The 23,452-nt window shown below is 70.8% G+C and carries 21 protein-coding genes, 1 tRNA gene and 1 pseudogene; 15 read left to right on the top strand and 8 right to left on the bottom strand.

Annotated elements, in window-relative coordinates:
* Positions 1-8: 8 nt before the first annotated feature.
* The 6 genes and pseudogenes from FPZ12_RS25995 to FPZ12_RS25975 all read right to left on the bottom strand — a co-directional run bounded on the left by FPZ12_RS25995 (position 9) and on the right by FPZ12_RS25975 (position 3,703).
* Positions 9-452 (bottom strand): MerR family transcriptional regulator, encoded by a 444-nt coding sequence (locus FPZ12_RS25995; RefSeq protein WP_144756327.1) that lies wholly within the window; start codon positions 450-452, stop codon positions 9-11.
* A gap of 19 nt (positions 453-471) precedes the next feature.
* The gene (locus tag FPZ12_RS25990; protein ID WP_279537834.1) at positions 472-984 is read right to left on the bottom strand and encodes a helix-turn-helix transcriptional regulator; all 513 of its coding nucleotides are present in this window, start codon (positions 982-984) and stop codon (positions 472-474) included.
* A gap of 133 nt (positions 985-1,117) precedes the next feature.
* A pseudogene (locus FPZ12_RS47135) lies at positions 1,118-1,318 on the bottom strand (hypothetical protein); the annotation flags it as partial.
* A gap of 20 nt (positions 1,319-1,338) precedes the next feature.
* Positions 1,339-1,671, bottom strand: coding sequence for an alpha/beta hydrolase fold domain-containing protein (locus FPZ12_RS46065; RefSeq protein WP_208026007.1), 333 nt, complete (start codon positions 1,669-1,671; stop codon positions 1,339-1,341).
* Positions 1,672-1,758: 87 nt separating this feature from the next.
* Complete coding sequence (locus tag FPZ12_RS25980; RefSeq protein ID WP_144756329.1) at positions 1,759-2,931, bottom strand: PQQ-dependent sugar dehydrogenase; 1,173 nt, start codon at positions 2,929-2,931, stop codon at positions 1,759-1,761.
* A gap of 4 nt (positions 2,932-2,935) precedes the next feature.
* Positions 2,936-3,703 (bottom strand): helix-turn-helix domain-containing protein, encoded by a 768-nt coding sequence (locus FPZ12_RS25975; protein ID WP_144756331.1) that lies wholly within the window; start codon positions 3,701-3,703, stop codon positions 2,936-2,938.
* A 75-nt stretch (positions 3,704-3,778) separates the two neighbouring features.
* Here FPZ12_RS25975 and FPZ12_RS25970 point away from each other — a divergent pair, with 75 nt between their 5' ends.
* From FPZ12_RS25970 to FPZ12_RS25950, 5 genes are all read left to right on the top strand, one after another.
* Positions 3,779-4,720 (top strand): LLM class flavin-dependent oxidoreductase, encoded by a 942-nt coding sequence (locus tag FPZ12_RS25970; RefSeq protein WP_144756333.1) that lies wholly within the window; start codon positions 3,779-3,781, stop codon positions 4,718-4,720.
* 68 nt (positions 4,721-4,788) lie between these two features.
* Positions 4,789-8,343, top strand: a complete 3,555-nt coding sequence (mfd, locus tag FPZ12_RS25965) for a transcription-repair coupling factor (RefSeq protein ID WP_144756353.1) — start codon at positions 4,789-4,791, stop codon at positions 8,341-8,343.
* Between the two features lie 442 nt (positions 8,344-8,785).
* Complete coding sequence (locus FPZ12_RS25960) at positions 8,786-9,736, top strand: hypothetical protein (RefSeq protein WP_243770029.1); 951 nt, start codon at positions 8,786-8,788, stop codon at positions 9,734-9,736.
* Positions 9,733-10,686: a nucleoside triphosphate pyrophosphohydrolase gene (locus FPZ12_RS25955; RefSeq protein ID WP_144758950.1), complete on the top strand. Its 954-nt coding sequence runs from the start codon at positions 9,733-9,735 to the stop codon at positions 10,684-10,686. The genes FPZ12_RS25960 and FPZ12_RS25955 overlap by 4 nt, the downstream gene beginning before the upstream one ends.
* Positions 10,687-11,453: 767 nt before the next feature.
* Positions 11,454-12,119, top strand: coding sequence for a lytic transglycosylase domain-containing protein (locus FPZ12_RS25950; RefSeq protein ID WP_144758953.1), 666 nt, complete (start codon positions 11,454-11,456; stop codon positions 12,117-12,119).
* Positions 12,120-12,135: 16 nt separating this feature from the next.
* Here FPZ12_RS25950 and FPZ12_RS25945 read toward each other — a convergent pair whose 3' ends face one another.
* On the bottom strand, positions 12,136-12,540 hold the full coding sequence (locus FPZ12_RS25945) for a tetratricopeptide repeat protein (protein ID WP_144758956.1): 405 nt from the start codon (positions 12,538-12,540) through the stop codon (positions 12,136-12,138).
* A gap of 86 nt (positions 12,541-12,626) precedes the next feature.
* Here FPZ12_RS25945 and FPZ12_RS25940 point away from each other — a divergent pair, with 86 nt between their 5' ends.
* The 7 genes from FPZ12_RS25940 to FPZ12_RS25910 all read left to right on the top strand — a co-directional run bounded on the left by FPZ12_RS25940 (position 12,627) and on the right by FPZ12_RS25910 (position 19,606).
* Positions 12,627-13,076 carry a VOC family protein gene (locus tag FPZ12_RS25940; RefSeq protein ID WP_144758958.1) on the top strand — a complete coding sequence of 150 codons (450 nt, stop codon included), beginning with the start codon at positions 12,627-12,629 and terminating at the stop codon, positions 13,074-13,076.
* 95 nt (positions 13,077-13,171) lie between these two features.
* Positions 13,172-14,458: a phosphopyruvate hydratase gene (eno, locus tag FPZ12_RS25935; RefSeq protein ID WP_144758961.1), complete on the top strand. Its 1,287-nt coding sequence runs from the start codon at positions 13,172-13,174 to the stop codon at positions 14,456-14,458.
* A gap of 8 nt (positions 14,459-14,466) precedes the next feature.
* Positions 14,467-15,036 carry an FtsB family cell division protein gene (locus tag FPZ12_RS25930; protein WP_144758964.1) on the top strand — a complete coding sequence of 190 codons (570 nt, stop codon included), beginning with the start codon at positions 14,467-14,469 and terminating at the stop codon, positions 15,034-15,036.
* A gap of 24 nt (positions 15,037-15,060) precedes the next feature.
* Positions 15,061-15,567 carry a DUF501 domain-containing protein gene (locus FPZ12_RS25925; protein WP_144758968.1) on the top strand — a complete coding sequence of 169 codons (507 nt, stop codon included), beginning with the start codon at positions 15,061-15,063 and terminating at the stop codon, positions 15,565-15,567.
* Between the two features lie 105 nt (positions 15,568-15,672).
* A complete protein-coding gene (locus tag FPZ12_RS25920) occupies positions 15,673-16,815 on the top strand; it encodes a lytic transglycosylase domain-containing protein (RefSeq protein WP_144758971.1) in 1,143 nt (380 codons plus the stop codon).
* Between the two features lie 9 nt (positions 16,816-16,824).
* The gene (locus FPZ12_RS25915) at positions 16,825-17,778 is read left to right on the top strand and encodes a Ppx/GppA phosphatase family protein (RefSeq protein WP_144758974.1); all 954 of its coding nucleotides are present in this window, start codon (positions 16,825-16,827) and stop codon (positions 17,776-17,778) included.
* A gap of 106 nt (positions 17,779-17,884) precedes the next feature.
* Positions 17,885-19,606 (top strand): S8 family serine peptidase, encoded by a 1,722-nt coding sequence (locus tag FPZ12_RS25910; RefSeq protein ID WP_243770028.1) that lies wholly within the window; start codon positions 17,885-17,887, stop codon positions 19,604-19,606.
* 62 nt (positions 19,607-19,668) lie between these two features.
* On the opposite strand, the gene FPZ12_RS25905 is transcribed toward FPZ12_RS25910, so the two are convergent.
* Positions 19,669-21,144 (bottom strand): S10 family peptidase, encoded by a 1,476-nt coding sequence (locus FPZ12_RS25905; RefSeq protein ID WP_144758977.1) that lies wholly within the window; start codon positions 21,142-21,144, stop codon positions 19,669-19,671.
* Between the two features lie 40 nt (positions 21,145-21,184).
* On the opposite strand from FPZ12_RS25905, the gene FPZ12_RS25900 reads away from it, so the two are divergent.
* From FPZ12_RS25900 to FPZ12_RS25890, 3 genes are all read left to right on the top strand, one after another.
* Positions 21,185-21,877, top strand: coding sequence for a uracil-DNA glycosylase (locus FPZ12_RS25900; protein ID WP_144758980.1), 693 nt, complete (start codon positions 21,185-21,187; stop codon positions 21,875-21,877).
* A 98-nt stretch (positions 21,878-21,975) separates the two neighbouring features.
* Positions 21,976-23,301: an NAD(P)/FAD-dependent oxidoreductase gene (locus FPZ12_RS25895; protein WP_144758983.1), complete on the top strand. Its 1,326-nt coding sequence runs from the start codon at positions 21,976-21,978 to the stop codon at positions 23,299-23,301.
* 31 nt (positions 23,302-23,332) lie between these two features.
* Positions 23,333-23,406, top strand: a tRNA-Leu gene (locus FPZ12_RS25890).
* Positions 23,407-23,452: the final 46 nt, after the last annotated feature.

The raw sequence follows: 23,452 nt of genomic DNA, 5'->3' as shown, positions 1-23,452 counted from the left end.
GTGGATAGTCAGAAGCGTTCGGTGAGCGCGACGATGCGCGGCAGCACGCGCTCCTCGGCCTCGCTGTCGCCGCGCTCGCGGGCGTCCCACAGCTCAGCCTTGAGGCGCAGGTACTCCAGGCGCAGCTGCATGAGTTCGAGCTGCGCCGACAGGCGATCGGCGTGTTCGGTGAACAGCTCCCGCTGCTCGGCGGCGGCTTCGCGGCCGCGGGTCAGCAGCTGCAGGTAGCGGCGCAGCCCGTCGACTCGCATCCCGGCCGAGCGGAGGCAGGCCAGCGACTCGATCGTGCTCATCGCCGCCGCGTCGTACCGCCGGTGCCCGCTGCTGGGGTCCCGCGGCACGGGCCCGATCAGGCCGATCTGCTCGTAGTAGCGCAGCGTCGGCTCACTCAGCCCGCTGCGCCGGGAGGCTTCCTGGATCGTGAACCACGCCTGTGCCGTTCCTGCTGCCATGACACCAGCATGCGGAACTTCAAGTGCTTGAAGTCAAGTCCTGGCTCAGCGTGCCGGGCCGGACGGCGCGTTCGGCGGCCGAGCCGCGCAGGAGCTCGGCCAGGTCGCGGGGCTGTATCCGGTCCGTGGTCGCGGCAGCGGCCGTGATGCGGTCGAGGCGGAAACCGCGCCCTGCCTGCCGCGTCCGGCACCACGCGATGAGGTACCACCGGCCGGCCGCGGTGAGCAGGCCTGCCGGTTCGACCACGCGGTCACTTTCGTGCCCCGCGGCGTCCAGATAGGACAGTCGCAGCGCCGTGTCGGTCGCGAGGGCTAGTTCCACCGCGTCACGCACCGGAGAGCTGGACGACGAGGGCAGCGCGACGATCCGTGCGGAGAGTTCTCGCGCCGCAGCCGCGGCGCGCACCGGAACGCCGGCCTTCAGCAGCGCTTGGAGATCGCGCTGCACCGTGCGCTTGCTCATCTCGAACCGTGCGGCGAGCGCCGCGACCGTCAGCGCCCGTGGCGCCGACGCGCGCAACTCCTCCACCAGGGCGTAGAGCCGGGCAGTGCGTCCCCCTGCTCGACGACTCGCTGTTCCTCGCCCAGCGCTGGCAGGCGCCCGTGCAGTCCTCGGTGCCCACGACGATCCGGGCGGGCGGCAGGCCCGCGAGGTCGGCGTACAGCGGGGAAATCCCGGGATCGCGGCGTTGTTCCGCGCTCAGGCCGGGGGTGCACAGGTCGTAGGTCCGCCGCAGCGTGTCGGTGTTGCTCAGCAGCCGCCGGGAGCCGAACGACCGCTGGCTCGGCGTCATCGACAGGTCGTAGGGGCCGAACGTCAGCTGCGCCGCACGGAACGCGCCGACGATGCCGTGCCGGTCGCGCAGGCGCAGCAGCGTCAGGACACTCAGGTGCGCCCCGGCCGACTCGCCCCGATCAGCAGTCGTTCGGTGCCGAACTCGGCCGCGGCGTTCGCGACGAGCCAGCGCGCGGCCGCCTCGCAGTCGTCGGGCCCGGCGGGGAAGGGGTGTTCCGGCGCGAGGCGGTAGTCGACGCTGACCACGGCCAGTCGTGCCTGTTCGGCGAGCCGCCAGAGCTTTTCGTCCTGTCCGGCCGCGGAACCGAGCATCCACCCGCCTCCGTGCAGATGCAGGTACACGCCGTCGACGCGGCCGGGCACGAACCCACGGACCGGCACTCCGCCCGCGACGACACGATCCCGGCCTTGCGCCAGCCGCACCGGTGGCGTGTCGCCGCCGAGCCGGTTTCGCCTTCGCCCGGACAGCGTTTCTTCGGGCGCCGTGTCACCGTTTTCCGGTGAGCTGTGTCACGCGGGAGTGACTCGCAGCAGTTTGTCGTCGTCGCCGTCGGACGTGGTCACGTACAGCGAGCCGTCGGGCGCGGAGCGGACCGCGCGCAGCCTGCCGTAGGTCTCGTCGAACTCCTCGGGCAGGGTGACCTTGGTGATCCGGCCAGCCGCGTCCACGTCGAACAGCAGCATCTTCTGCCCCTTCAACGCGACGACGGCCAGCTTGCCCTCCAGCGCGCCCCACTGCGAGCCGGTCAGGAAGGCCGCGCCGCAGATCGCTTCGGTGATCCGCCCCGACGTCCACAGTGGACTGACCGCGTCCGGGAAGCGCTGGGTGTCGGTCATCGACACGTCTTCGTCGTAGTCGGTGGTGTTGGTGCCGCCACGCGACGGGTCCCAGCCGTAGTTGCCGCCCCGCCGCTCCAAGTTGATCTCGTCGTCGAACGTCGGGCCGTGCTCGGCGGTGAACACCTGCCCGCTGCCGGGGCGGACGGTGATGCCCTGCACGTTGCGGTGCCCGTAGCTGTCGATCCGCTGCTCGTTCGGGTCCGCGGACGTGATGAACGGGTTGTCCGGCAAGGGTTTCCCGGTGTTCAGGTCGATCCGCAGCACCTTGCCGCCGAGGCTGTGGCGGTCCTGCGCGATGGTGGGCCGCGCGGTGTCGCCGGTGCCGACCATGAGCGCCCCGTCGGCCGCGATCGCCGGGCGGCAGCCGGAATGCCTGCCGCTGCTGTTCACCGGCAGCCCGGTCAGCAGCTCGCCGACGCGGGTCGCGGTGCGGTCGTCGGGCGAGAGGGTCCACGTGACGAGCCGGATGTCCACCGCCTTGCCCGCCTCCTGGTGCGTCTGGCAGGTGACGAACCGGCGCGACCGCGCGAAGTCCGGGTGCAGCACCATGCCCATCAGGCCGCCCTCGCCCTTGGCGTACACGTCGGACAGGTCCGCCGCCACGTCGGTGACCGTGCCGTCCGGATCGATCAGCGCGAGCCTGCCCGGCCGTTCGGTGACGAGGAACTTCCCGTCCGGCAGGAACCCGATGTCCCAGCCGTGCTCCAGCCCGTGCGCGACGACGTCCACGTGCAGCTTCTGCTCGCCGGGCACCGTGCTCGGCTGCTGCGGCAGCTCCTGGGCAGGCGAGCTCGTGCACGCCGTGGCGAGCAAGGCAAAAAGGACGATTCCGAACCTGCGCATGCGGTCATTGTGGCCGAGAAAGCGCCGCCGCGGTGGCTTCGTCGGCGGGCAGGAAGGTTTCCAGGCGCAGTTCGGAAACCGTGACGTCCACGGCGGTCGCGAACGTGGTGATCGCGGTGATCAGGCGCAGTTCCCCGAGCGCGGACCGTAACCGCAGCGGCACCGCGAAACCGAGGTGTTCGGCGCCCGGCGTCGGCGGCGCGGGCAGGTAACCCTCCAGTTCGGCCAGTAGCGAGGAATGGCGTTCGTGCGGGGCGCGCGCGATTTCCTGACGCGGGCGCTCCAGAACGTGTTGCGCCCAGTCGTCGAAATTGACGATGCGCGGCGCCATTCCGCGCGGGTGCAGCGCCAGCCGCAGCACGTTCATCGGCGGTTCGAGCAGTTCGGGCGCGGCGCCTTCGGTGAGCACCCCGATCCCGTCGTTGGCCGCGACGAGATCCCCGAAGCGGTCGACCACGATCGCCGGGTACGGGCGGTGGCCGTCGAGGAGCCTGCCGAGGCTGTCGAGCACCGGCTTCAGCGCGGGGTCGTCGAGGCTGGTCTCGGGATAGCTCGGCGCGTAGCCCGCTGTCAGCAGCAACGCGTTCCGTTCGCGCAGCGGCAGTTGCAGCGATTCGGCGACCCGCACGACCATGCCGCGCCCCGGCGTGGACCGGCCGCTTTCCATGAAGCTCACGTGCCGTTGCGTGGTGCCCGCGCGCAGAGCCAGCTCCAGCTGGGACAACCGCCGCCGCCCACGCCATTCCCGCAGCGCGCTGCCGAATCCGCTCACGGATCCATCTTCCCCTGGCGCGCCATTCCCAGGAGGGAATTGAGGGCATGCCCGCGCGCGACGACCGTTGCCCTCATGGAAATCGGACTTCTCCTCCCCGCCGGACAGGCCCAGCTGCAGGCCGGTGGCTCCGCCGCCGCGCTCGTCGACATGGCCGTGAACGCCGAGCGCACCGGCTTCGACTCCGTGTGGGTCGGCGACTCGCTCTCGCGCGCCCGCGTCGAGCCGCTGACGTTGCTCACCGCCGTCGCGCAGGCCACCGAACACATCACGCTCGGCACGGCCGCGCTCATCCCCGCCTACCGGAATCCCGCGCACGCGGCGGTCACGATCTCTTCGCTCGACCTGATCTCCGGCGGCCGCGTGGTGCTCGGCGTCGGCGCCGGGTTCCCCGGGTTCAGTGAGCAGGAGTTCGAACTGGTCGGCGTGCACTTCAAGACCCGGTTCTCCCAACTGGACGACACCGTGACGCTGTGGCGGGAACTGTGGACCGGCAACCCGTCCTCGTTCCACGGCAAGGTTCTCCACTACGACTGGCTCCCCGAAGTCCCGCGTCCGGCGCGGGCGGGCGGGCCGCCGGTCTGGCTCGCCGGAATCACCCCCGCCGCGCTCAGCCGCGCCGGCCGCCTCTACGACGGCTGGCTCCCGTACCCGCCCGACGTCGCGGACTACGCCCAGGGCCTCGCCACGATCCGCGAGGTCGCGGGCGCCCGGCCGGTCACGCCCGCGCTGTTCGCCACGGTTTTCGTGGACGACGACGCCGAGCGCGGCCGGAAGGCGCTCGACGAATACTGCCGCGCCACATACGCGCGCCCACTCGACGTCATCGGCCGGATCCAGGTGATGCTCACCGGCGAGGACCTCCTCACCCGGCTGGGGCAATTCGCCGCGGCCGGGGCCGAGCACGTCCTGCTGCGGATCGCCGCGGTCGACCCGGCCCTCGTCGCCGAGCAGCTGGCGAAGGTGGCCGAATTGGTGCCGGTCCTCCGACGTACGCTAGGTACCGAGGGCCCCTGACCCCTCTCGACCCGGGCAGGGGTGTGTCCACGGGTCTGCGCAGGGGAGTTTTCGTGACAGACGGGGTGTTGTCCGGTCTGCTGTCTTCGGTTCTCGACCACCCGGCGCTGGGCGGCGTGGTCGAACGCGCCTGCGCGCCGCTGCTCGATCTCCAGGGCCCGACCACCGCGCGGCAACTGGTGGTCTCGGCGCTGGCGGCCGACGAGGGCGCGGGTGTCCCGGTGCTGGCGGTCACGGCCACCGGCCGGGAGGCCGAGGAGCTGACGGCCGCGCTGACGAGCCTGCTCGGGGCGGACGCGGTCGCGGATTTCCCGTCGTGGGAAACGCTCCCGCACGAACGCCTCTCCCCGCGCGCCGACACGGTCGGCAGGCGGCTCGATGTGCTGCACCAGCTGCGTGGGGAGAACCCGCCGCGGGTCGTGGTGGCCACCGTGCGCAGCCTCATCCAGCCGATGGCGCCCGGGCTGGGCGCGCTCGCGCCGGTCGAGTTCACCGTGGGCGAGGAGAACGAGTTCGAGGGCGTGCTGGACAGGCTCGTCGAGCTGGCCTACACCCGCGTGGACATGGTCGAGAAGCGCGGCGAGTTCGCCGTCCGCGGCGGGATTCTCGACGTCTTCCCGCCGACGGCGGGCCACCCGTACCGCGTCGAGTTCTGGGGCGACGAGGTCAGCGAGATCCGCGCCTTCGCGGTGTCGGACCAGCGTTCCCTGCAGGGCGAAATCCAGCACTTCCACGCCCCGCCGTGCCGCGAGCTGCTGCTCACGCCGGACGTCAAGGCGCGCGCCGGCGAGCTGGCCGAGCAGTACGAGGCGGACGCGCAGCTGGCCGAGATGCTGGCCAAGCTCGCCGACGGGATCCCGTCCGAGGGCATGGAGGCGCTGATCCCGGTGCTCTGCGACGGCGAGCTGGACCTGCTCACCGACGCGATGCCCGAGGGCACCCACGTGGTGCTCGCCGACCCGGAGAAGATCCGCGCCAGGGCACACGATCTGGTGCGCACCGGGCAGGAGTTCCTGGAGGCGTCGTGGATGGCCGCGGCCGGTGGCGGGCAGGCGCCGATCGACCTCGGCGCGTCGGCGTACCGGGATCTGGCGGAGGTGGCCAAGCACGCCGGGGAGACCAACCGCCGGTGGTGGACGCTGTCGCAGCTGACCACCGAGGACGCCGACGTCTACCAGGTGGCGGTCGAAGCGTCCCCGGCTTATCGCGGTGACCTCGAGCGGGCGGTCACCGACCTGCGCGCCCACCTCGCGGCCGAGGGCACCGCGGTGCTCGTCGTCGCGGGGCACGGCACGGCAAGCCGTGCCGTCGAACAACTTTCCGGCGCCGAGGTACCCGCCACGCTCGCGGGCGAGGGCATCACCGGCGCGCTCCCGCAGGGTGTCGTGACCGTCGCGTGCGGCGGGCTCGCCGAAGGCTTCGTCGTGCCGGAGCTGCGGCTCGTGGTGCTCACCGAAGCCGATCTCACCGGCCGCGGCGCCACCGGCGGAACGTCCACAAAGGACCTCGGCGCGAAGATGCCGTCCCGGCGGCGCAATGCGGTGGACCCGCTGGCGCTCAAAAAGGGCGACTACGTCGTGCACGACCAGCACGGCATCGGGCGCTTCGTGGAGATGGTGCAGCGCACGATCGCCGGTGCCACCCGCGAGTACCTGGTGCTGGAGTACGCCTCGTCCAAACGCGGGCATCCCGGCGACAGGCTGTACGTCCCGACCGACCAGCTCGACGAGGTCTCCCGCTATGTCGGCGGTGAGCTGCCGTCGCTGAACAAGCTCGGCGGCTCGGACTGGAAGAACACGAAAGCCAAGGCGCGCAAGGCGGTCAAGGAGATCGCGGCCGAGCTGGTGCAGCTCTACGCCGCCCGCCAGGCCGCGCCGGGGCACCCGTTCGGCCAGGACAGCCCGTGGCAGCGGGAGCTGGAGGACGCCTTCCCGTTCACCGAGACCAACGACCAGCTGGCCGCGATCGACGAGGTCAAGGCCGACATGGAGCGCGGCGTCCCGATGGACCGCGTGATCTGCGGCGACGTCGGCTACGGCAAGACGGAGATCGCCGTGCGCGCTGCGTTCAAGGCGGTGCAGGACGGCAAGCAGGTCGCGGTGCTCGTGCCGACGACACTGCTGGCGCAACAGCATCTGAACACCTTCTCCGAGCGGATGCAGTCGTTCCCGGTGAAGATCAAGGGCCTGTCCCGGTTCACCAACAAGTCCGAAGTGGACGGTGTGCTGGCCGGGCTCGCCGACGGTGAGATCGACATCGTGATCGGCACGCACCGGCTGCTGCAGACCGGCGTCCGCTACAAGGACCTCGGACTGGTCATCGTGGACGAGGAGCAGCGCTTCGGCGTCGAGCACAAGGAACACATCAAGGCGCTGCGCACGCACGTCGACGTGCTGACCATGTCGGCGACGCCGATCCCGCGGACGCTGGAGATGTCACTGGCCGGCATCCGCGAGATGTCGACCATCCTCACCCCGCCCGAGGACAGGCACCCGATCCTGACCTACGTCGGCGCGTACGACGACAAGCAGGTCGGCGCCGCGATCCGCCGCGAGCTGCTGCGCGACGGGCAGGTTTTCTATGTGCACAACAGGGTTTCCTCGATCGAGAAGGCCGCGAAGCGGTTGCGGGAGCTGGTGCCGGAGGCCCGCGTCGTGACCGCGCACGGGCAGATGAACGAGGAGCGGCTGGAGAAGATCATCCAGGGCTTCTGGGAGCGCGAGTTCGACGTGCTCGTGTGCACGACGATCGTCGAGACCGGGCTGGACATCTCCAACGCCAACACGCTGATCGTCGAGCGAGGGGACCTGCTCGGGCTGGCGCAGCTGCACCAGCTGCGCGGTCGCGTCGGCCGTGGCCGCGAGCGTGGCTACGCGTACTTCCTGTACCCGGGGGAGTCGCCGCTGACGGAGACGGCGCACGACAGGCTCGCCACCATCGCGCAGAACACCGAACTCGGCGCGGGTATGGCGGTCGCGATGAAGGACCTGGAGATCCGCGGCGCCGGGAACATCCTGGGCGCCGAGCAGTCCGGGCACATCGCGGGCGTCGGCTTCGACCTCTACGTCCGGTTGGTCGGGGAAGCGGTCGACGTGTTCCGCCGCAGCGCCGGCGCGGAGCCGATCGAGGACGAGGAGCTCGGCGAGGTCCGGGTGGATCTGCCCGTGGACGCGCACATCCCGCACGACTACGTGCCGGGCGAGCGGCTGCGGCTGGAGGCGTACCGCAAGATCGCCGCGGCCCCGGACGCCGAGGCGCTGCACGCGGTCGAAGAGGAGCTGATCGACCGCTACGGGCAGCCGCCGGCACCGGTGCGCAGGCTGCTTGCTGTCGCGTCTTTCCGGCACGCGTGCCGCGAGGCCGGGGTCACCGAGGTGACCTTGCAGGGCAACACCATCCGGTTCGCGCCGCTGCCGCTGCCGGACTCGAAACTGGTGCGGCTCAAGCGGTTGTACCCGAAGGCGACGTTCAAGGCGGTGACGAACACCGTCGCCGTGCCGAAGCCCACCGAGGGCCCGGCCGGCGGCCGCATCGGCGCCCCGCCGCTCCGCGACGACGCGTTGCTGGAGTGGTGCACCAAGCTGCTGCACAACCTGACGAAAGCCCCCGCGCCCGTCGGTTAGGCATCGCGGGGTCCGGCGGCATGTTGGTCGTTCCGGTTGGTGTGTTGGCGGTTCTCGCGGGCGTGTTGGCCGTTCCCGTTGATGTGTTGGCCGTTCCGGAGGCGGCCAACACAACAGTCGGGCGGGGATGTGCGTGGAGGGCGAACACGCCCGCGGGAGGGGCCAACATGCCGACGGGAGGGGCCAACACGCCGACGGGGGCGGCCAATACGTTGACCGGGGCGGCCAACACGCCGACGGGGGCGCCACCCCAGTGTCGAGGGCGAACACATCGCCGTGGCGTGGGGGGCCAACACACCGACGGGGGCGGCCAATACGCCGGCGTGGGGGGCGAACACGCCCGCGGGAGGGGCCAACACGGCAACCCGGGGAGCCGGATGTGGGGAGGCGCGGGGTCCCGAAATCCCGGGCGCTGTGAGAGGGTACGCGTGTGATGCGGATCATGGGTCGCCCTCGGGCGCTGGTCACCGTCCTCGCCGCGTGTCTGCTCGTTGCCGGGTGCGGCGCGGGGCCTAGTCAGGTCCGGGCCGCCATCCTGTTCTCGGACAACGAGGTCTCGACGGACCAGGTGCAGTTCCTGATCGACAAGGCGGTGCAGGAACAGCCCGCCGCGCAACAGCTTTCCCAGCAGCACAAGCTGGATCAGCTGGGCCGCGCGATCGTCGGCCAGTACATGCTGCACGACGCGGTGCGCCGGGCCGCGCAGCGCGAAGGGCTCGTGGCGGACGAGAACGCGGTCAGCAAGACGCTCGAGCAGGACCCGCTGGCGCAGCCGGTGTCCACGACCGGCGTCGACCCGTCGCAGATCGCCACGCAGATCGCGTACCGGGCGCGGGACCACCGCGAGGTGATCGTCGACAACGTGCTGATGCAGGAACTGGGCGCGAAGTACGTCTCGAACCTCAGCGTCACCTTCGACTACACCACCGTGACGGACCGGGACCAGGCTGTCGCCAAGGCGAACCAGATGGCGGCCGACCCCGGCGCGGCCACGCGGCTGATCCAGTCCGACGCGGCCACCGGCAAGGACGCCAGCTTCGGGTTCAAGGTGCCCGCGGTGCAGAGCCCGGACCTCGCCGCCACCGTCCTGTACGGGGTGCAGCCGGGCACGGTCGTGGCCTTCCAGCCGAGCAGCCAGTACGCCACCTGGGTCGTGGGCGTCGTGCGCGCGCGCGACCTGAGCACCCCGCAGTCGGTGGACAACACGAGCGAGCCGACGGCCAACCAGCTCGTCGCGATCGGGGCGAGGCTGCTGCAGCCGTACGTCGACGCGTCGGGCGCGAAAATCAACCCGCGTTACGGTGTGTGGGACCCGGTCGCGATGAACGTCGCGGCCAGCGAGGCCGAGACCACCGGCCTCGTGTTGTCCACGAAGGGATCCACCCAGCCTTGACCGCCACGGTCGTCCTCCTGCCCTACCCCGGCGCGGGGGTGCCGCCTGCCGCTTTCCCGTTCCTTCGCGGCGCGCGGATCGTCTACGCGGCCGGGCTCACGGCCGAGGTCGCGGACCAGCTGGGCGCGAAGCCCGTCCCGGACAGCGCGACATTGGCGGCGGAGGCGGCCGACGTGCCGCTCGTGCTTTTCGCCACGCATCGGGAAGACGCGGCGGTACGCGCGTTGCCCGGCGCGCGCGTGATCGCGCAGCCCGCCGGTTCCGGCCTCGTCGAGGCGGCGCAGGTGATGGACACGCTCCGCTCGCCGGGCGGCTGCCCGTGGGACGCGGCGCAGACGCACGACTCGCTCCGGCAGTACCTGGTCGAGGAGACCTACGAACTGTTGGAGGCGATCGAGGAGCGCGACAGGCCTGCGCTGCGCGAGGAGCTCGGAGACGTGTTGCTGCAGGTGCTTTTCCACGCGAGGGTGGCGGCTGAGGACGCGGGCGAACCGTTCGGTATCGACGACGTTGCCGGTGAGCTGGTGGACAAGCTCGTCGGTAGGCATCCGCACATCTTCGCCGACGGCGAGCACGTGCACAGCCCCGAACACCAGGAACTGAAGTGGGAGGAGCTGAAGCAGGCCGAGAAGCGCCGGCTGTCCATTGTGGATGGTGTGGCGCTCGGGCAGCCCGCGGCGGCGCTCGCCGGGAAGCTCGGCCAGCGCAGCGGCCGGGCCGGGATCCCGCTCGACCTGTTCCCGGCCGGTTCCGGCGCGGGCGTGGAGTTGTTCCGCTCGGCGGCGACGGCGCGGCGCGCGGGAGTGGACCCCGAGGGCGAGTTGCGCACTGTGGCGAAGCAGTTCGCCGCGGACGTGCGAGCGGCGGAGGCGAACGCGCGCGCGGCGGGCGTCGACCCGGCCACCCTCGAGGCCGACGGCTGGCGCGCCTACTGGCCGAAGCCCCGGTAGCGGCTTCCGAGCTCCGGGCGGCGCGAACCCTGGCGGCGCGAATCCCGGGCGGCGCGAATCCCGGGCGGCGGGAACCCCGGGCAGGGTGGCGCGAATCCTGGGCGGGGCGGCGCGAATCCCGGGCGGCGGGAACCCCTGGCAGCGCGGCACGAATCCCGGGCAGGGCGGCGCGAACCTCTGGTGGCGCGAACCCGAGCCCCGGGCGGCGCGAACCTTGGTGGCGCGGACCTCTGGTGGCGCGAATCTTGGCGCCGCGAAACCCTGGCGCCGCGAAACCACGGGCGGTGCGAACCCTGCCCACCGCGGCGCGAGCCCCGGGCGGCGCGGCGCGAATCCCTGGCAGCGCGAACATCGGGCGGCGCGAACCTTTGGCGGCGGGAACCCCGGGCGGCGCGAACCCTGGCGGCGCGGCGCGAGCCCGGGCGGCGGGAGCCCCTGGGCGGCGCGAACAGCGGGCGGCGCGAACCTTTGGCGGCACGAACCCCCGGCGGGCGGGAACCCCTGGCGGCGCGGCGCGAACCCTGAGCGGCGCGAGCCCCGGGCAGCGCGACGACCAGCGCCGAACCGTTGCGCTGCACCGACTCCATCACCGAATCCTTTGTGGACAGAGCGCGCCGCCTGCGCACGACCGCTCCTCCGTCCCCGTGACCGACACACCCAGCCAAACCCGCCGCCGGGGAGGGACCGCCTGGGCGCCGCGACCCGGCGCGAAGGGTTTAGAGCGAATTGCGCGTCACCACCCGTGAGGGGCGGGCTAACCTGTTCGGGTGGATGAGTCCACCCAACCTGGGGACGTCGCGGCATCGCGCCGCTCGCCGTCGTCGCTTCTGCTCGCCCTCGGCGTGGTCGCGACCGGGCTGATCCTGATCTTCACCGTCGGCACCACCCGCCCCGAGACACCGGCCACGCCGACACCCGCGGCGCCCGCGACGACTCAGCCGCTCGCGCCCCCGCCGGGGGCGACGGCGCCGCACGCCGCTGTCGCGGCTCCGGCCGACCGCCCGCGCGCGTCGGACATCGCCGAGCTCGACACGTGGGCCAAGAACCTCGCGCCCGCCACGAAACTCGCGCGGCCCGTGCTCGTCGCCTATGGCCGAGCGGAGATGTGGCTGCGGGACGAAGCGCCCGGCTGCCACCTCTCGTGGGCGACGCTGGCCGGAATCGGACAGGCCGAAGCCGCCGGAGCCGGCCCGTTGCCGGTGCGGCAGGATATCTGGCAGCACTACGGCGCGCGTGCCGTGGCCGACGGAAAACCCGCCGACACCACCAGCCCGGACGACGCGGCCTACACGATGGGCCGCTACCTCTGCTCGTCCGGCGCGGACCTCGCCACGGCCGACGGCTGGTGGCCGACGATCCTGAACTACACCCAGTCCGTCCCGGACGCGCGGGAGATCTTCGACGACGCCGACCGCTTCGCCACCGCACGGTAAGCGCTTTCCGGCGGCGCTACCCCTCCTGCAGCCGCACTCGCGCGTTGACCTCGGACAGGGCGTCCTGGTACTCGGGCACCGGGTTCATCGCCCACGCCATCCGTAGTTGACCGAGCGCCTCGACCAACCGGCCGAGGCGCTGCAGTGTGCGTCCGAGTACGAATCGGGCGTAGTGGTCGGACGGATCGAGCTCCAGCACCTTCGTGAACGCCTGCTCGGCGTGCTTGAGCTGGGCCGAATGAAAATACGCGCGGCCGGCGAGCAGCTGCACGCTCGGTTTGTCGGCATCGGCCTCGAGAACCGGCTCGAGCGCCTTGAGCGCGTCGAGCGGCCGTCTGTTCTCCACCAACGCTTCGGCCTGACGGAACGCTTCGAACCGGTGCTCGCCGGTGTCCGCCCGGCCCAGGTCCTCGTCATCCATAGTCAGCTCTAGATTACCCGCCGCGCGCCCCGTTGGGCAGGGGTGCGATCACGGGCACCCGGCCCGGCATGATGCACTAACCGGCTATGAGCGAAGAACCGCGATATCTCGGCCTCTCGCCTTACCTGTACTACACCGACGCCACGGAGGCACTGGACTGGCTGGTCCGGGTTTTCGGGTTCACCGAACGCGTGCGGTACGTGGACGGGTCCGGGGTGGTGTTCCAGGCCACGCTGTCCGCGGGTGACGCCGACATCGTGCTCGCGAGCGTCGGTGAGGACTACTGGGAGTCCAAGGGGGTGGACCGCCCGGTCGGCCAGCTGAACGTGATCTTCGTCCCGGACGCGGACGCGCAGTACGAGCTGGTCTGCGAGGCACTCGGCGAGGGCTGTGACGTCGCTCCGCCGCAGGACCAGCCCTACGGGGCAAGGGTGTTCACGGTGGCCGACATCGGTGGCAACAGCTGGACGTTCTGGCAGCAGATCTCCGATACCGCCGACCTTCCGTCGGGGTGGCAGGAGATCCGCCCGGAGTAAGTCCCGGCGAAGTGGCGTGAGCCTCCACCGGGTGATCACGACCTGCCGTTACGCTGGTGCCGTCATCGCCGGCACAACCGATCAAGGAGCGACGAGTGGCGGTCATCGAGCAGGTAGGCGCCCGCGAAATCCTGGATTCGCGTGGCAACCCGACCGTCGAGGTGGAGGTGGCACTCGACGACGGGACGCTGGCGCGCGCCGCCGTGCCCTCGGGGGCGTCCACCGGTGAGCACGAGGCCGTCGAGCTTCGCGACGGCGACACCCAGCGCTACAACGGCAAGGGCGTGGAGCGCGCGGTCGCCGCGGTGCTCGACGAGATCGGCCCGGAACTGACCGGGGTCGAGGCCGTGGAGCAGCGCATCGTCGACCAGAAGCTGGTCGACCTCGACGGCACCCCGGACAAGTCCCGCCTCGGCGCGAACGCGCTGCTCGGGGTTTCGCTGGCGGTCGCGAAGGCCGCCGCGGAGTCGGCCGAGCTGGAGCTGTTCCGCTACCTCGGCGGCCCGAACGCGCACGTGCTGCCGGTGCCGATGCTGAACATCCTCAACGGTGGCGCGCACGCCGACACCGACGTGGACATCCAGGAGTTCATGATCGCGCCGATCGGCGCCGAGTCCTTCCGCGAGGCGCTGCGCTGGGGCGTGGAGGTCTACCACTCGCTCAAGTCCGTGCTCAAGGGCCGCGGGCTGGCCACCGGCCTCGGTGACGAGGGCGGCTTCGCGCCGAGCCTGTCCAGCAACCGCGAGGCGCTGGACCTGATCACCACGGCGATCGAGAAGGCGGGCTACGTCCCGGGTCGTGACGTGGCGCTGGCGCTGGACGTGGCGGCCACGGAGTTCTACGCCGACGGCGCGTACAGCTTCGAGGGCGCGAAGAAGTCCGCCGAGCAGCTGGGCGCGTACTACGCCGAACTGCTGGACAACTACCCGCTGGTCTCGATCGAGGACCCGCTGTCCGAGGACGACTGGGACGGCTGGGTCTCGCTGACCGGCAAGATCGGTGAGCGCGTGCAGCTGGTGGGCGACGACCTGTTCGTCACCAACCCGGACCGCCTCGAGACCGGGATCGAGCGCGGCGCGGCGAACGCGCTGCTGGTGAAGGTCAACCAGATCGGCACCCTGTCCGAGACGCTCGACGCGATCTCGCTCGCCACCTCGTACGGCTACAAGAGCATGATGAGCCACCGCTCCGGCGAGACCGAGGACACCACGATCGCCGACCTCGCCGTCGCCACCGGCGTCGGCCAGATCAAGACCGGTGCCCCGGCCCGCAGCGAGCGCGTGGCGAAGTACAACCAGCTGCTGCGCATCGAGGAAACCCTCGGGGACGCCGCCCGCTACGCGGGTGACCTGGCCTTCCCGCGGTTCGCCACGGAGAGCTGACGCCCTCCATGCGAGAGCGGGGCAGGGAGCGCACGGGCAGGGGAGGTCGTCGCGGTGACGGCCTCCCGTCCCGGCGCGCGGAGGGTTCGGCCCGCCGCGCCGAGGGGGCTCCCGCCCGGCGGCCGCGGCAGGTGCGCCGGGAGCCGGTGAAGGCGCGGCTGCGCCGTGGCCTCGGCGCGAATCCGGCCGGTGGCGCCGCCAAGGTGCTGGGCATGTCCACCACCCGGCGCGCGGCGGTGCTCGCGATCGTGGTGTGCGCGCTGGCGTTCACGCTCGCCGTGCCGTTGCGCACGTATCTGAGCCAGCGGTCGGAGATCGCGGAGCAGGAGCAGCGGCAGGCCGGGCTGAAGCGCGAGGTCGCGGAGCTGCAGTCCCGCCAGGCCGCGGCGAGCGATCCGGCCCAGGTGCAGGCCGAGGCCCGGCGTCGGCTGCGGTACGTGATGCCGGGCGAAACGCCGTACCTCGTGCAGCTGCCGGAGGACAATCCGCAGCCGCAGGAGCAACAGCACGTCCAGAAGCAGGCCGGCCCCGGTGACGCCGCCTGGTACGACCAACTCTGGTCCACGCTCGGCGGCTGAGCACGCGGTTGCGACAATGGGGGCGTGAACAGCACGGAACTGCCCTCGTTCGAGCCGGTGACCGAAGCGGACCGCGAGATCATCGCCGTCCAGCTCGGCCGCCCGCCGCGGGCGCTGCGCGCGGTCGCCGCGCGCTGCCCCGGCGGCCACCCCTCGGTGGTCCAGACCAGTCCGAGGCTGGAGAACGGGACGCCGTTTCCCACCCTGTACTACCTGACCTGCCCGCGACTGGCTTCGCTGGTCGGACGGCTGGAAGCGTCCGGGATCATGAAGGAGATGACCGCGCGGCTGGAGACCGACGAGGAGCTGGCCGCGGCGTACCTGCGGGCGCACGAGTCGTACCTCGCGCAGCGCGACGCGATCGAGCCGCTCGGCCACCAGGTCACCGCGGGCGGTATGCCGGGCAGGGTCAAATGCCTCCACGTCCACCTCGCGCACACGCTCGCCTGCGGCCCCGGCGTGAACCCCTTCGGCGACGAGACCCTCGAACTGCTGCGCCCCGACTGGCCTTCCGGGGATTGCGCGAAGTAACGACTCCGGCCCCTGTGCGGATAGCCCTACTGGTTACCCGGGCTTAACACTGCCCGGGCAAGGATCGACCCAGGGCAGGGTTCCGGACAGGAGGGGTCTGGGGTTGTGCGGTTGACGCGGGTTCGCATCGCCCGGCGCAAGATCCGAAGACTCGGCTTGCGCCACAAGACCTTCGTCGCGGCGGTCGGTGGCGTACTGGCGATCCTCCCTGCCGTCGCGGCCAGCGGCGGCACCCAGAACTGGACGGCCACCCCGGCCGCCGAGCACACCCGCGACGTTCCCTTGGTGGAGGGCTTCGACCCGAAACTGGTGGCGGTCAACGTGGACGGAAGTCTGCCGAAGCCCGCCGCCGTGCAGGAACCCCTTCCAGCGTATGAACTCCCGAGCGGCCCGCTCGGCATTCCCGGCACGGCGCTGGCGGCGTACCGCAACGCGGCCGACATCATGGGCAAGGAACTCCCGGACTGCCACATCGACTGGGCGCTGATCGCGAGCATCGGCCGCATCGAGTCGAACCACGCGCGCGGCGGTTACGTCGACAAGGCGGGCAACACCCTCGAGCCCATCCTCGGCCCGGAACTCAACGGCACCAACAACACCGCGCCGATCCCGGACACCGACGGCGGCCGCTGGGACCACGACACGGTGTGGGACAGGGCGGTCGGGCCCACCCAGTTCATCCCGTCCACGTGGGGCTTCTACGGCGCGGACGGCAACAACGACGGCGTGTCCGACCCGAACAACATCTTCGACGCGACGCTGGCCACCGGCCGCTACCTGTGCTCGGGCGGTCTGGACCTGGCGAACCCCGACCAGCTGCGGTCGGCGATCTACCGCTACAACAACTCCGATGTCTATGTGGACACAGTGATCCTGTGGGCGGAGGCGTACCGCAAGGGTGTCCTGCAGCTGCCGGACAGTACGGTCCCGATCGGCGCGCCGTCGATGCCCGCCGAGCCCGCGCCCGCCCCGATCACCACCACGACAACGCCGGTGGCGCCGCCCGCCGCGACGGCCGCGCAGGCGCCCACGTCCGTCGCACCCACCACGACGGGCTCGAACCCGGTCACGGTCACCACGCCGCCGACAACGACGACCACGCCGTCCACAACGCCGACGTGTCCGAGCTCCACCACGACGACCACAACGACCACCACGACGACGACCACTACGTCGTCGGGTACCCCGGACCCGTGCGCGCCCACGACCACCACGACCACGACTAGCGGGACGAGCCCCAACCCTTAGGCTGGCCGCATGCCCCGTGTTGCCGCGATCGACTGTGGAACCAACTCAATCCGACTGCTCGTCGCCGAGCTGACGCACCGCCATGACGGCACGGTCGACCTGCGCGACCTGCACCGCGAGATGCGGATCGTCCGGCTCGGCCAGGGAGTGGACGCGACAGGCAGGCTGGCGCCCGAAGCGTTGGAGCGCACGCGCGCCGCGCTCGCGGACTACACCATCGCCGCGCGGCGGAAGGGTGCCGAGCGCGTGCGCATGGTCGCCACGTCGGCCACCCGCGACGCGAGCAACCGCGACGAGTTCTTCGCGATGACGCGGGAGGTCCTCGGCGTGGAGGCCGAGGTGATCAGCGGTGACGAAGAGGCGCGGCTGTCCTTCACCGGCGCGGTCGGCGAGCAGGACCCGGACGACGGCCCGTTCCTCGTGGTCGACGTCGGCGGCGGCTCCACCGAGCTGGTGCTCGGGGACTGGGACGGGCAGCGCGCCACGGTCACCGCCGCGAAGTCCGTGGACATCGGCTGCGTGCGCATCACCGAGCGCGCGCTGAAGTCCGACCCGCCCACCGGCGAGGAGATCGCCGCCGGGCGCGAGTTCGCGGCGAGCGTGCTGGAGCAGGCGTTCGAGGTCGTCGACGTGTCGAAGGCGAAGACGTGGATCGGCGTCGCGGGCACCGTCACCACGCTTTCCGCGGTGTCGCAAGGGCTTCCGGAGTACGACTCGGAGCGCACGCACCTGTCGAAGCTGTCGCCGGAGACGATCTCCCGCGTGGCCGACGAGCTGCTGTCCGCCGACCACGCCACCCGCGGCGCGAACCCGGTGATCCACCCCGGCCGCGTCGACGTGATCGGCGGCGGCGCGCTGATCGTCCGCCTGCTCGCCGAGCAGCTGGCCGAGCGGGGCGGCCCCACCGAGCTGATCGTGAGCGAGCACGACATCCTCGACGGGATCGCGCTTTCCCTGGTCTGAGTGGCCGCGTCCGGATCGTGACCACTGACTTTCGTCGGGTTTTCGTTCCGATTCGGCGGTTTGCCGGGTAGGTTCCTCTCACCTTTATGGTGAGGAGGAGTTTGCCTTGAGAAGAACCAGGTTGCTCGTCACCGCGCTCGCGCTCCCGCTGATCGGCGGGCTGGCAGTCGCGGGCCCGCAGGCCGCCGCGCAGCCGCAGCTTTCCGGCGCGGCCACGGAGTTCACGGTGCTGACCGAAGCCGGTCAGCGCGTCTCCGCCGCCGAGCAGGCGATCCGGGACGCCGGCGGGACGGTCCTGCACAGCAACACCGCGGTCGGCCTGATCACCGCGAGCGCACCGGCCAACGGGTTCGTCGAGCGGGTCTCGTCGAGCGGGGCGGTCTACGGCGCGGCCAAGGCCACCTCGATCGGCAAGGCGCCCAAGGACAAGGCGGTCAGCAAACCGGACGCCGTCGAGAAGGAATCCGGTGGCACGGCAGGCAAATCGCAGGTTTCCAAGAAGCCGGCGGGCACCGATCCGCTGGACGACGAGCTGTGGGGCCTCAAGTCCGTGCGCTCGGACCTGGCGCGCACGGTGCAGCCCGGCGACAAGCGGGTCAAGGTCGGCGTGATCGACACCGGGATCGACGGTTCGCACCCGGACATCGCGCCCAACTTCGACGCCGCCGACTCCCGCAACTTCACCCGCGACATCCCCACCGACGAGACCGGCGCGGTCGTGGACGGGCCGTGCGAGTACCGCGGCTGCGTCGACCCGGTGGACCACGACGACGACGGGCACGGCACGCACGTCGCGGGCACGATCGCCGCTGCCGCCAACGGTTTCGGCATCTCCGGCGTGGCACCGGGCGTGACGCTCGTGAACATCCGCGCGGGACAGGACTCGGGCTACTTCTTCCTCCAGCCGACCGTCGACGCGCTCACGTACGCGGGTGACGCCGGCATCGACGTGGTCAACATGAGCTTCTACGTCGACCCGTGGCTGTACAACTGCGCGAACAACCCGGCCGACAGCGCCGAGCAGCGGCTCGAACAGCGCACCATCGTCGAGGCCGTGACGCGCGCGCTGGACTACGCGCACAACAAGGGCGTCACCTCCGTCGTCGCGCTCGGCAACGAGCACACCGACCTCAGTGCCCCGCAGCCGGACGCGACGAGCCCGGACTACCCGGCCGACGCGGCGTACGACCGCACGATCGACAACGCGACCTGCCTGTCCATGCCCACCGAGGGCCCGCACACGATCGGCGTCGGCGCGTTCGGTCCTTCGGGCGCCAAGGCGGACTACTCCAACTACGGCACGGAGCAGATCTCGGTGTCCGCGCCCGGCGGGTACTACCGCGACGGGTTCGGCACGGATTGGTACCGCACCAACGAGAACGAGATCCTGTCCGCGTACCCGCGCAACGTCGGTGTGGCGGAAGGGAACATCGACGCGGACGGCAACGTGACCCCCGAAGGCGCCGCGCTCGGCGTGCAGAAGGCCGTCGCGGCGGATGGTCGCGTGGGCTATTACCAGTACCTGCAAGGGACTTCGATGGCCACGCCGCACGCCACGGGTGTGGCGGCGCTGATCGTTTCCCAGTACGGCAAGCCGGGCAAGGGCGGTTTCGGGCTCAGCCCGGACGCCGTGCAGCGGGTGATCGAGGGGACGGCCGCGCACGTCGCGTGCCCGGTGCCGCGCACCGTGGACTACCTCGATGAGGGCCGCGACGCGTCGTACACCGCCACTTGCACGGGTTCGCCGTCGTTCAACGGCTTCTACGGACACGGTGCCGTGGACGCCTACGCGGCTGTGACACACGGGTCGGAATACGTGAGAAGCTGAGTTTTCCCCGGCCGTGAGAAAAGACCGGGGGTTTCGCCTGACGCGGCGAAACCCCCGGTTTCTCAGCGATTGCTGGTGTTCGCCACGAACGCGCCGAGATCCTTCGACTGCTGTACTCGTGACGGCTCGTGGACGTACATCATGTGCCCGGCCGGGTAGTACGCCGATTCGATGTTTTCGCGCAATTCCTCGGGAATCACCAGCCGCGCCAGCACGTGCTCGGCGGCGTAATACGGCGTCGCACCGTCGTAGTAGCCCAGCGCCACGTGCACCTTCAGATGCGGGTTCGCGCGCATCGCGGAGCTGAGCGTGTCCACCGCCGAAACCGAGCGGCCCTCGAACTCCGAATACGACCAGTTCCGCACCACGTCCATCGCCAGCAGTTCGTACGGCAGGTCGTTTTCGTATTCCAGTTCGTGCCGCACGTAATGGTTGAAGGCGGCCGAATAGGCCCCGATGATCCGCGAAATCGAGGCGTCGTCGCTCATCTGCTCGCGGCCGCCGTCCGGTTCCCAGGTGGTGAACCGGCCGTCCATCCGGCCGGTCGCCAGCCCCTGGTCCCGCAGCAGTTCGGTGAAGAACCGGACGTGCTCGATCCGCAGGTTCACCCTGTCCACATAGGACTCTTCGAGCCCGGTGAGCGAGGCCAGCGTCTGCACCGCTTGGGTGCGTTCCTCCGGCGAGAGGCGGGCGCCGCGTTCCAGCGCCCACGGCAGCTCGCGCGAGGCGAACTCCTCGGCGTCGGCGAGGACGTCGTCGAGCGGGCGGTCACCGTGCCTGCCGTGGTAGTGCGCGATCGCCGCGTACGTCGGCACGTAGAGGGAGTACGGCTTGTCGTTGCCCTCGCTGAAAACGATCGTGCCCATGTCGAGCACGCTGCTGATCAGCATCAGCCCGTTGAGGAACAGCCCGTGCCGCTCCTGCAGGTGCCCGGCCAGCGCGGCCGCGCGGAGCGTGCCGTACGACTCGCCGGCGAGGTACTTGGGGGAGAGCCACCGGCCGTTGCGCGAGGTCCAGAGCCGGATGATCTCGCCGACGGACTCGATGTCGGGCGTGAACCCCAGGTAGTCCTTGGACTTCTCGCCGGTGGCCGCGCGCGAGTAACCGGTGGAGACCGGGTCGATGAACACGAGATCGCTGTGCGCCAGCAGGGTTTCCGGGTTGTCCACCAGGCGGTACGGCGGCGGTTCGGGGGCGTCGACGTCGCCGGAGACCACGCGGCGCGGCCCGAGCAGGCCCAGGTGCAGCCAGACGCTCGCCGAGCCGGGCCCGCCGTTGAACGCGAACGTGACCGGCCGCGAGCCGGGGTCGGCGTCGTCGAGGGTGTACGCGGTCAGGAACACCTCGGCCTTCGCCTTGTGCCCCTCGAACTTCCCGTCGGTGGTCACTTCCTTGCGCAGCACGATGCGCCCCGTCTGCGCGGTGTACGCGAGCTTGCGGCGCTTGACGGTGATCGTGTGGCTGGTGGTGACCAGGTCGTCGGTCGGCTCGGCCGGGCGCTCTTCGCCGTTCTCCTCGGCTTTGGTGTCTTCGGGCATGCCTGGAATCTAGCGGCGAAGACCGTCCTAGGCTGGGCGGGTGAGTGGTTTGGCCGAGCTCGATCTCGCCGTCTCCGGATGCCGCCGGTGCCCGCGGCTCGTGGAGTGGCGCGAGCACGTCGCGGCCACCAAGCGCGCGGCCTTCGCGAACGAGACCTATTGGGGCCGCCCGGTTCCCGGGTTCGGCCCGGACGGCGCCGCGCTCGCGATCGTCGGCCTCGCCCCCGCCGCGCACGGCGGAAACCGCACGGGCCGGATGTTCACCGGCGACCGTTCCGGCGACGTGTTGTTCCAAGCGCTCTACGACGTGGGACTGGCGTCCCAACCGACGTCCGAACGCCTCGGCGACGGCCTCGAACTGCGGGGCACCCGGATCACCGCCCCGGTGCACTGCGCGCCGCCGGACAACAAACCGACCCCCGCCGAACGTGACGAATGTCGCCCCTGGCTCGTGCGCGAGCTGGAGCTGTTGCGTCCCACGTTGCGGGCGGTCGTGGTGCTCGGCGCGTTCGGCTGGCAGGCGCTGATGCCGGTGCTGAACGACGTCCGGCCGGTGCCGAAACCGCGCCCGAAATTCGGTCACGGGGCGGAAATCCTGCTTCACGGAGACCCGCCGCTGCACGTTTTCGGCTGTTTTCATCCGTCGCAGCAGAACACTTTCACGGGCAGGCTCACCCCGGCGATGCTGCGGGACGTTCTCGGCCGTGCCGCGAAGGTGGCCGGATTGGGCTGAAGCACCGTGTCTGAATCGTTTCGCCCTGCGACGCGACCGGGGTCACAGCTGGTTGGGGTGCACGAGCGGATGTCAAGGGAGAGTGGGAAGATACTGCTATGGCCGCAGCGAAGTCGGAACCGACCCGGATCTTGATTCTGGGCGGTGGTTACGTCGGGCTCTACACCGCGTTGGGACTCCAAAAGAAGCTCCGCGCCAATGAAGCGTCCGTCACCATTGTGGATCCTCAGCCCCACATGACGTACCAGCCGTTCCTCCCGGAGGCGGCGGCCGGCGCCATCGAACCGCGGCACGTGGTCGTGCCGCTGCGGCGGGTCCTGAAGCGTTGCCATGTGCTGACGGCGCGCGTGAACAAGATCGAGCACGATCGCAAGTCCGTCACGGTCGAGGCCGCCGACGGGCACATCGAGCAGCTGAACTACGACGTGCTCGTGGTCGCGCTCGGCGCCGTGGCGCGGTTGCTGCCCATCCCCGGTCTCGCCGAGGAAGGCATCGGCATCAAGACCATCGGTGAGGCGATCTATCTCCGCAACCACGTGCTGACGAAGCTCGACCAGGCGGCCAGCACGCTGGATCCGGAGCTGCGGAAGCGCTTGCTCACCTTCACCGTCGTCGGCGGTGGGTTCGCGGGCATCGAGGCGCTCGCCGAGCTCGAGGACATGACGCGCTTCGCCACGCGCTACTACGAAAACATCGAGCCGAAGGACATCCGCTGGGTGCTCGTCGAGGCCGCCGGGCGGATCCTGCCCGAGGTCCGCGAGACGCTCGGGGTGTGGACGGTCGAGCAGCTCGAGCGGCGGGGGATCGAGGTTTTCCTGTCCACCGCGGCGAAGTCGTTCGAGAACGGGCACGTCACGCTGTCGGACGGCACCGAGTTCGACAGCGACACGATCATCTGGACCGCCGGCGTGAAGGCCAACCCGGTGCTGACCAACTCGGATCTGCCGGTGGACAAGCGCGGTCGCGTGGAGGCCACCGCGGCGTTGCAGGTCGTCGGCCACCCCGACGTGTGGACCGCCGGTGACAACGCCGCCGTGCCGGACCTCGCGCGCACCGAGCAGGACCCGACGGCCACCTGCCCGCCGAACGCCCAGCACGCGGTGCGCCAGGCGCGCGTGCTGTCGGCGAACATCATCCGCGTGCTGCGCGGCGGGAAGCCGAAGGACTACTACCACAAGAACCTCGGTGCCGTGGCCGGTCTCGGCCTGCACAAGGGTGTGGCCGACGCGCTGAACCTGAAGATCAAGGGTTTCCCCGCCTGGGTGTTCCACCGCGCGTACCACCTCAAGGCGATGCCCACCTTCAACCGCAAGGCGCGGATCCTGCTGGACTGGACCCTCGGCGGCCTGTTCCGGCGCGAGGTCGTTTCGCTGGGGCAGATCAACAACCCGAAGGAAGAATTCGCCAGGGCGTCCAGGTCCTGACCGGGCGGGGCGCCGCAGTAGGGTGTGCGGTGCCCCGGTAGCCCAATCGGCAGAGGCAGTCGACTTAAAATCGATCAAGTGCGGGTTCGAGTCCCGTCCGGGGCACTGCGCTTTGTTCGAGGTCGCGCGACACCCTGCCGGAATCGAACCC

Origin of the sequence: Amycolatopsis acidicola, from assembly GCF_007713735.2 — a bacterium.
Classification (GTDB): domain Bacteria; phylum Actinomycetota; class Actinomycetes; order Mycobacteriales; family Pseudonocardiaceae; genus Amycolatopsis_E; species Amycolatopsis_E acidicola.
The sequence above is the reverse complement of the archived record's forward strand: the minus strand, read 5'-3'. Positions and strand labels throughout refer to the sequence as shown.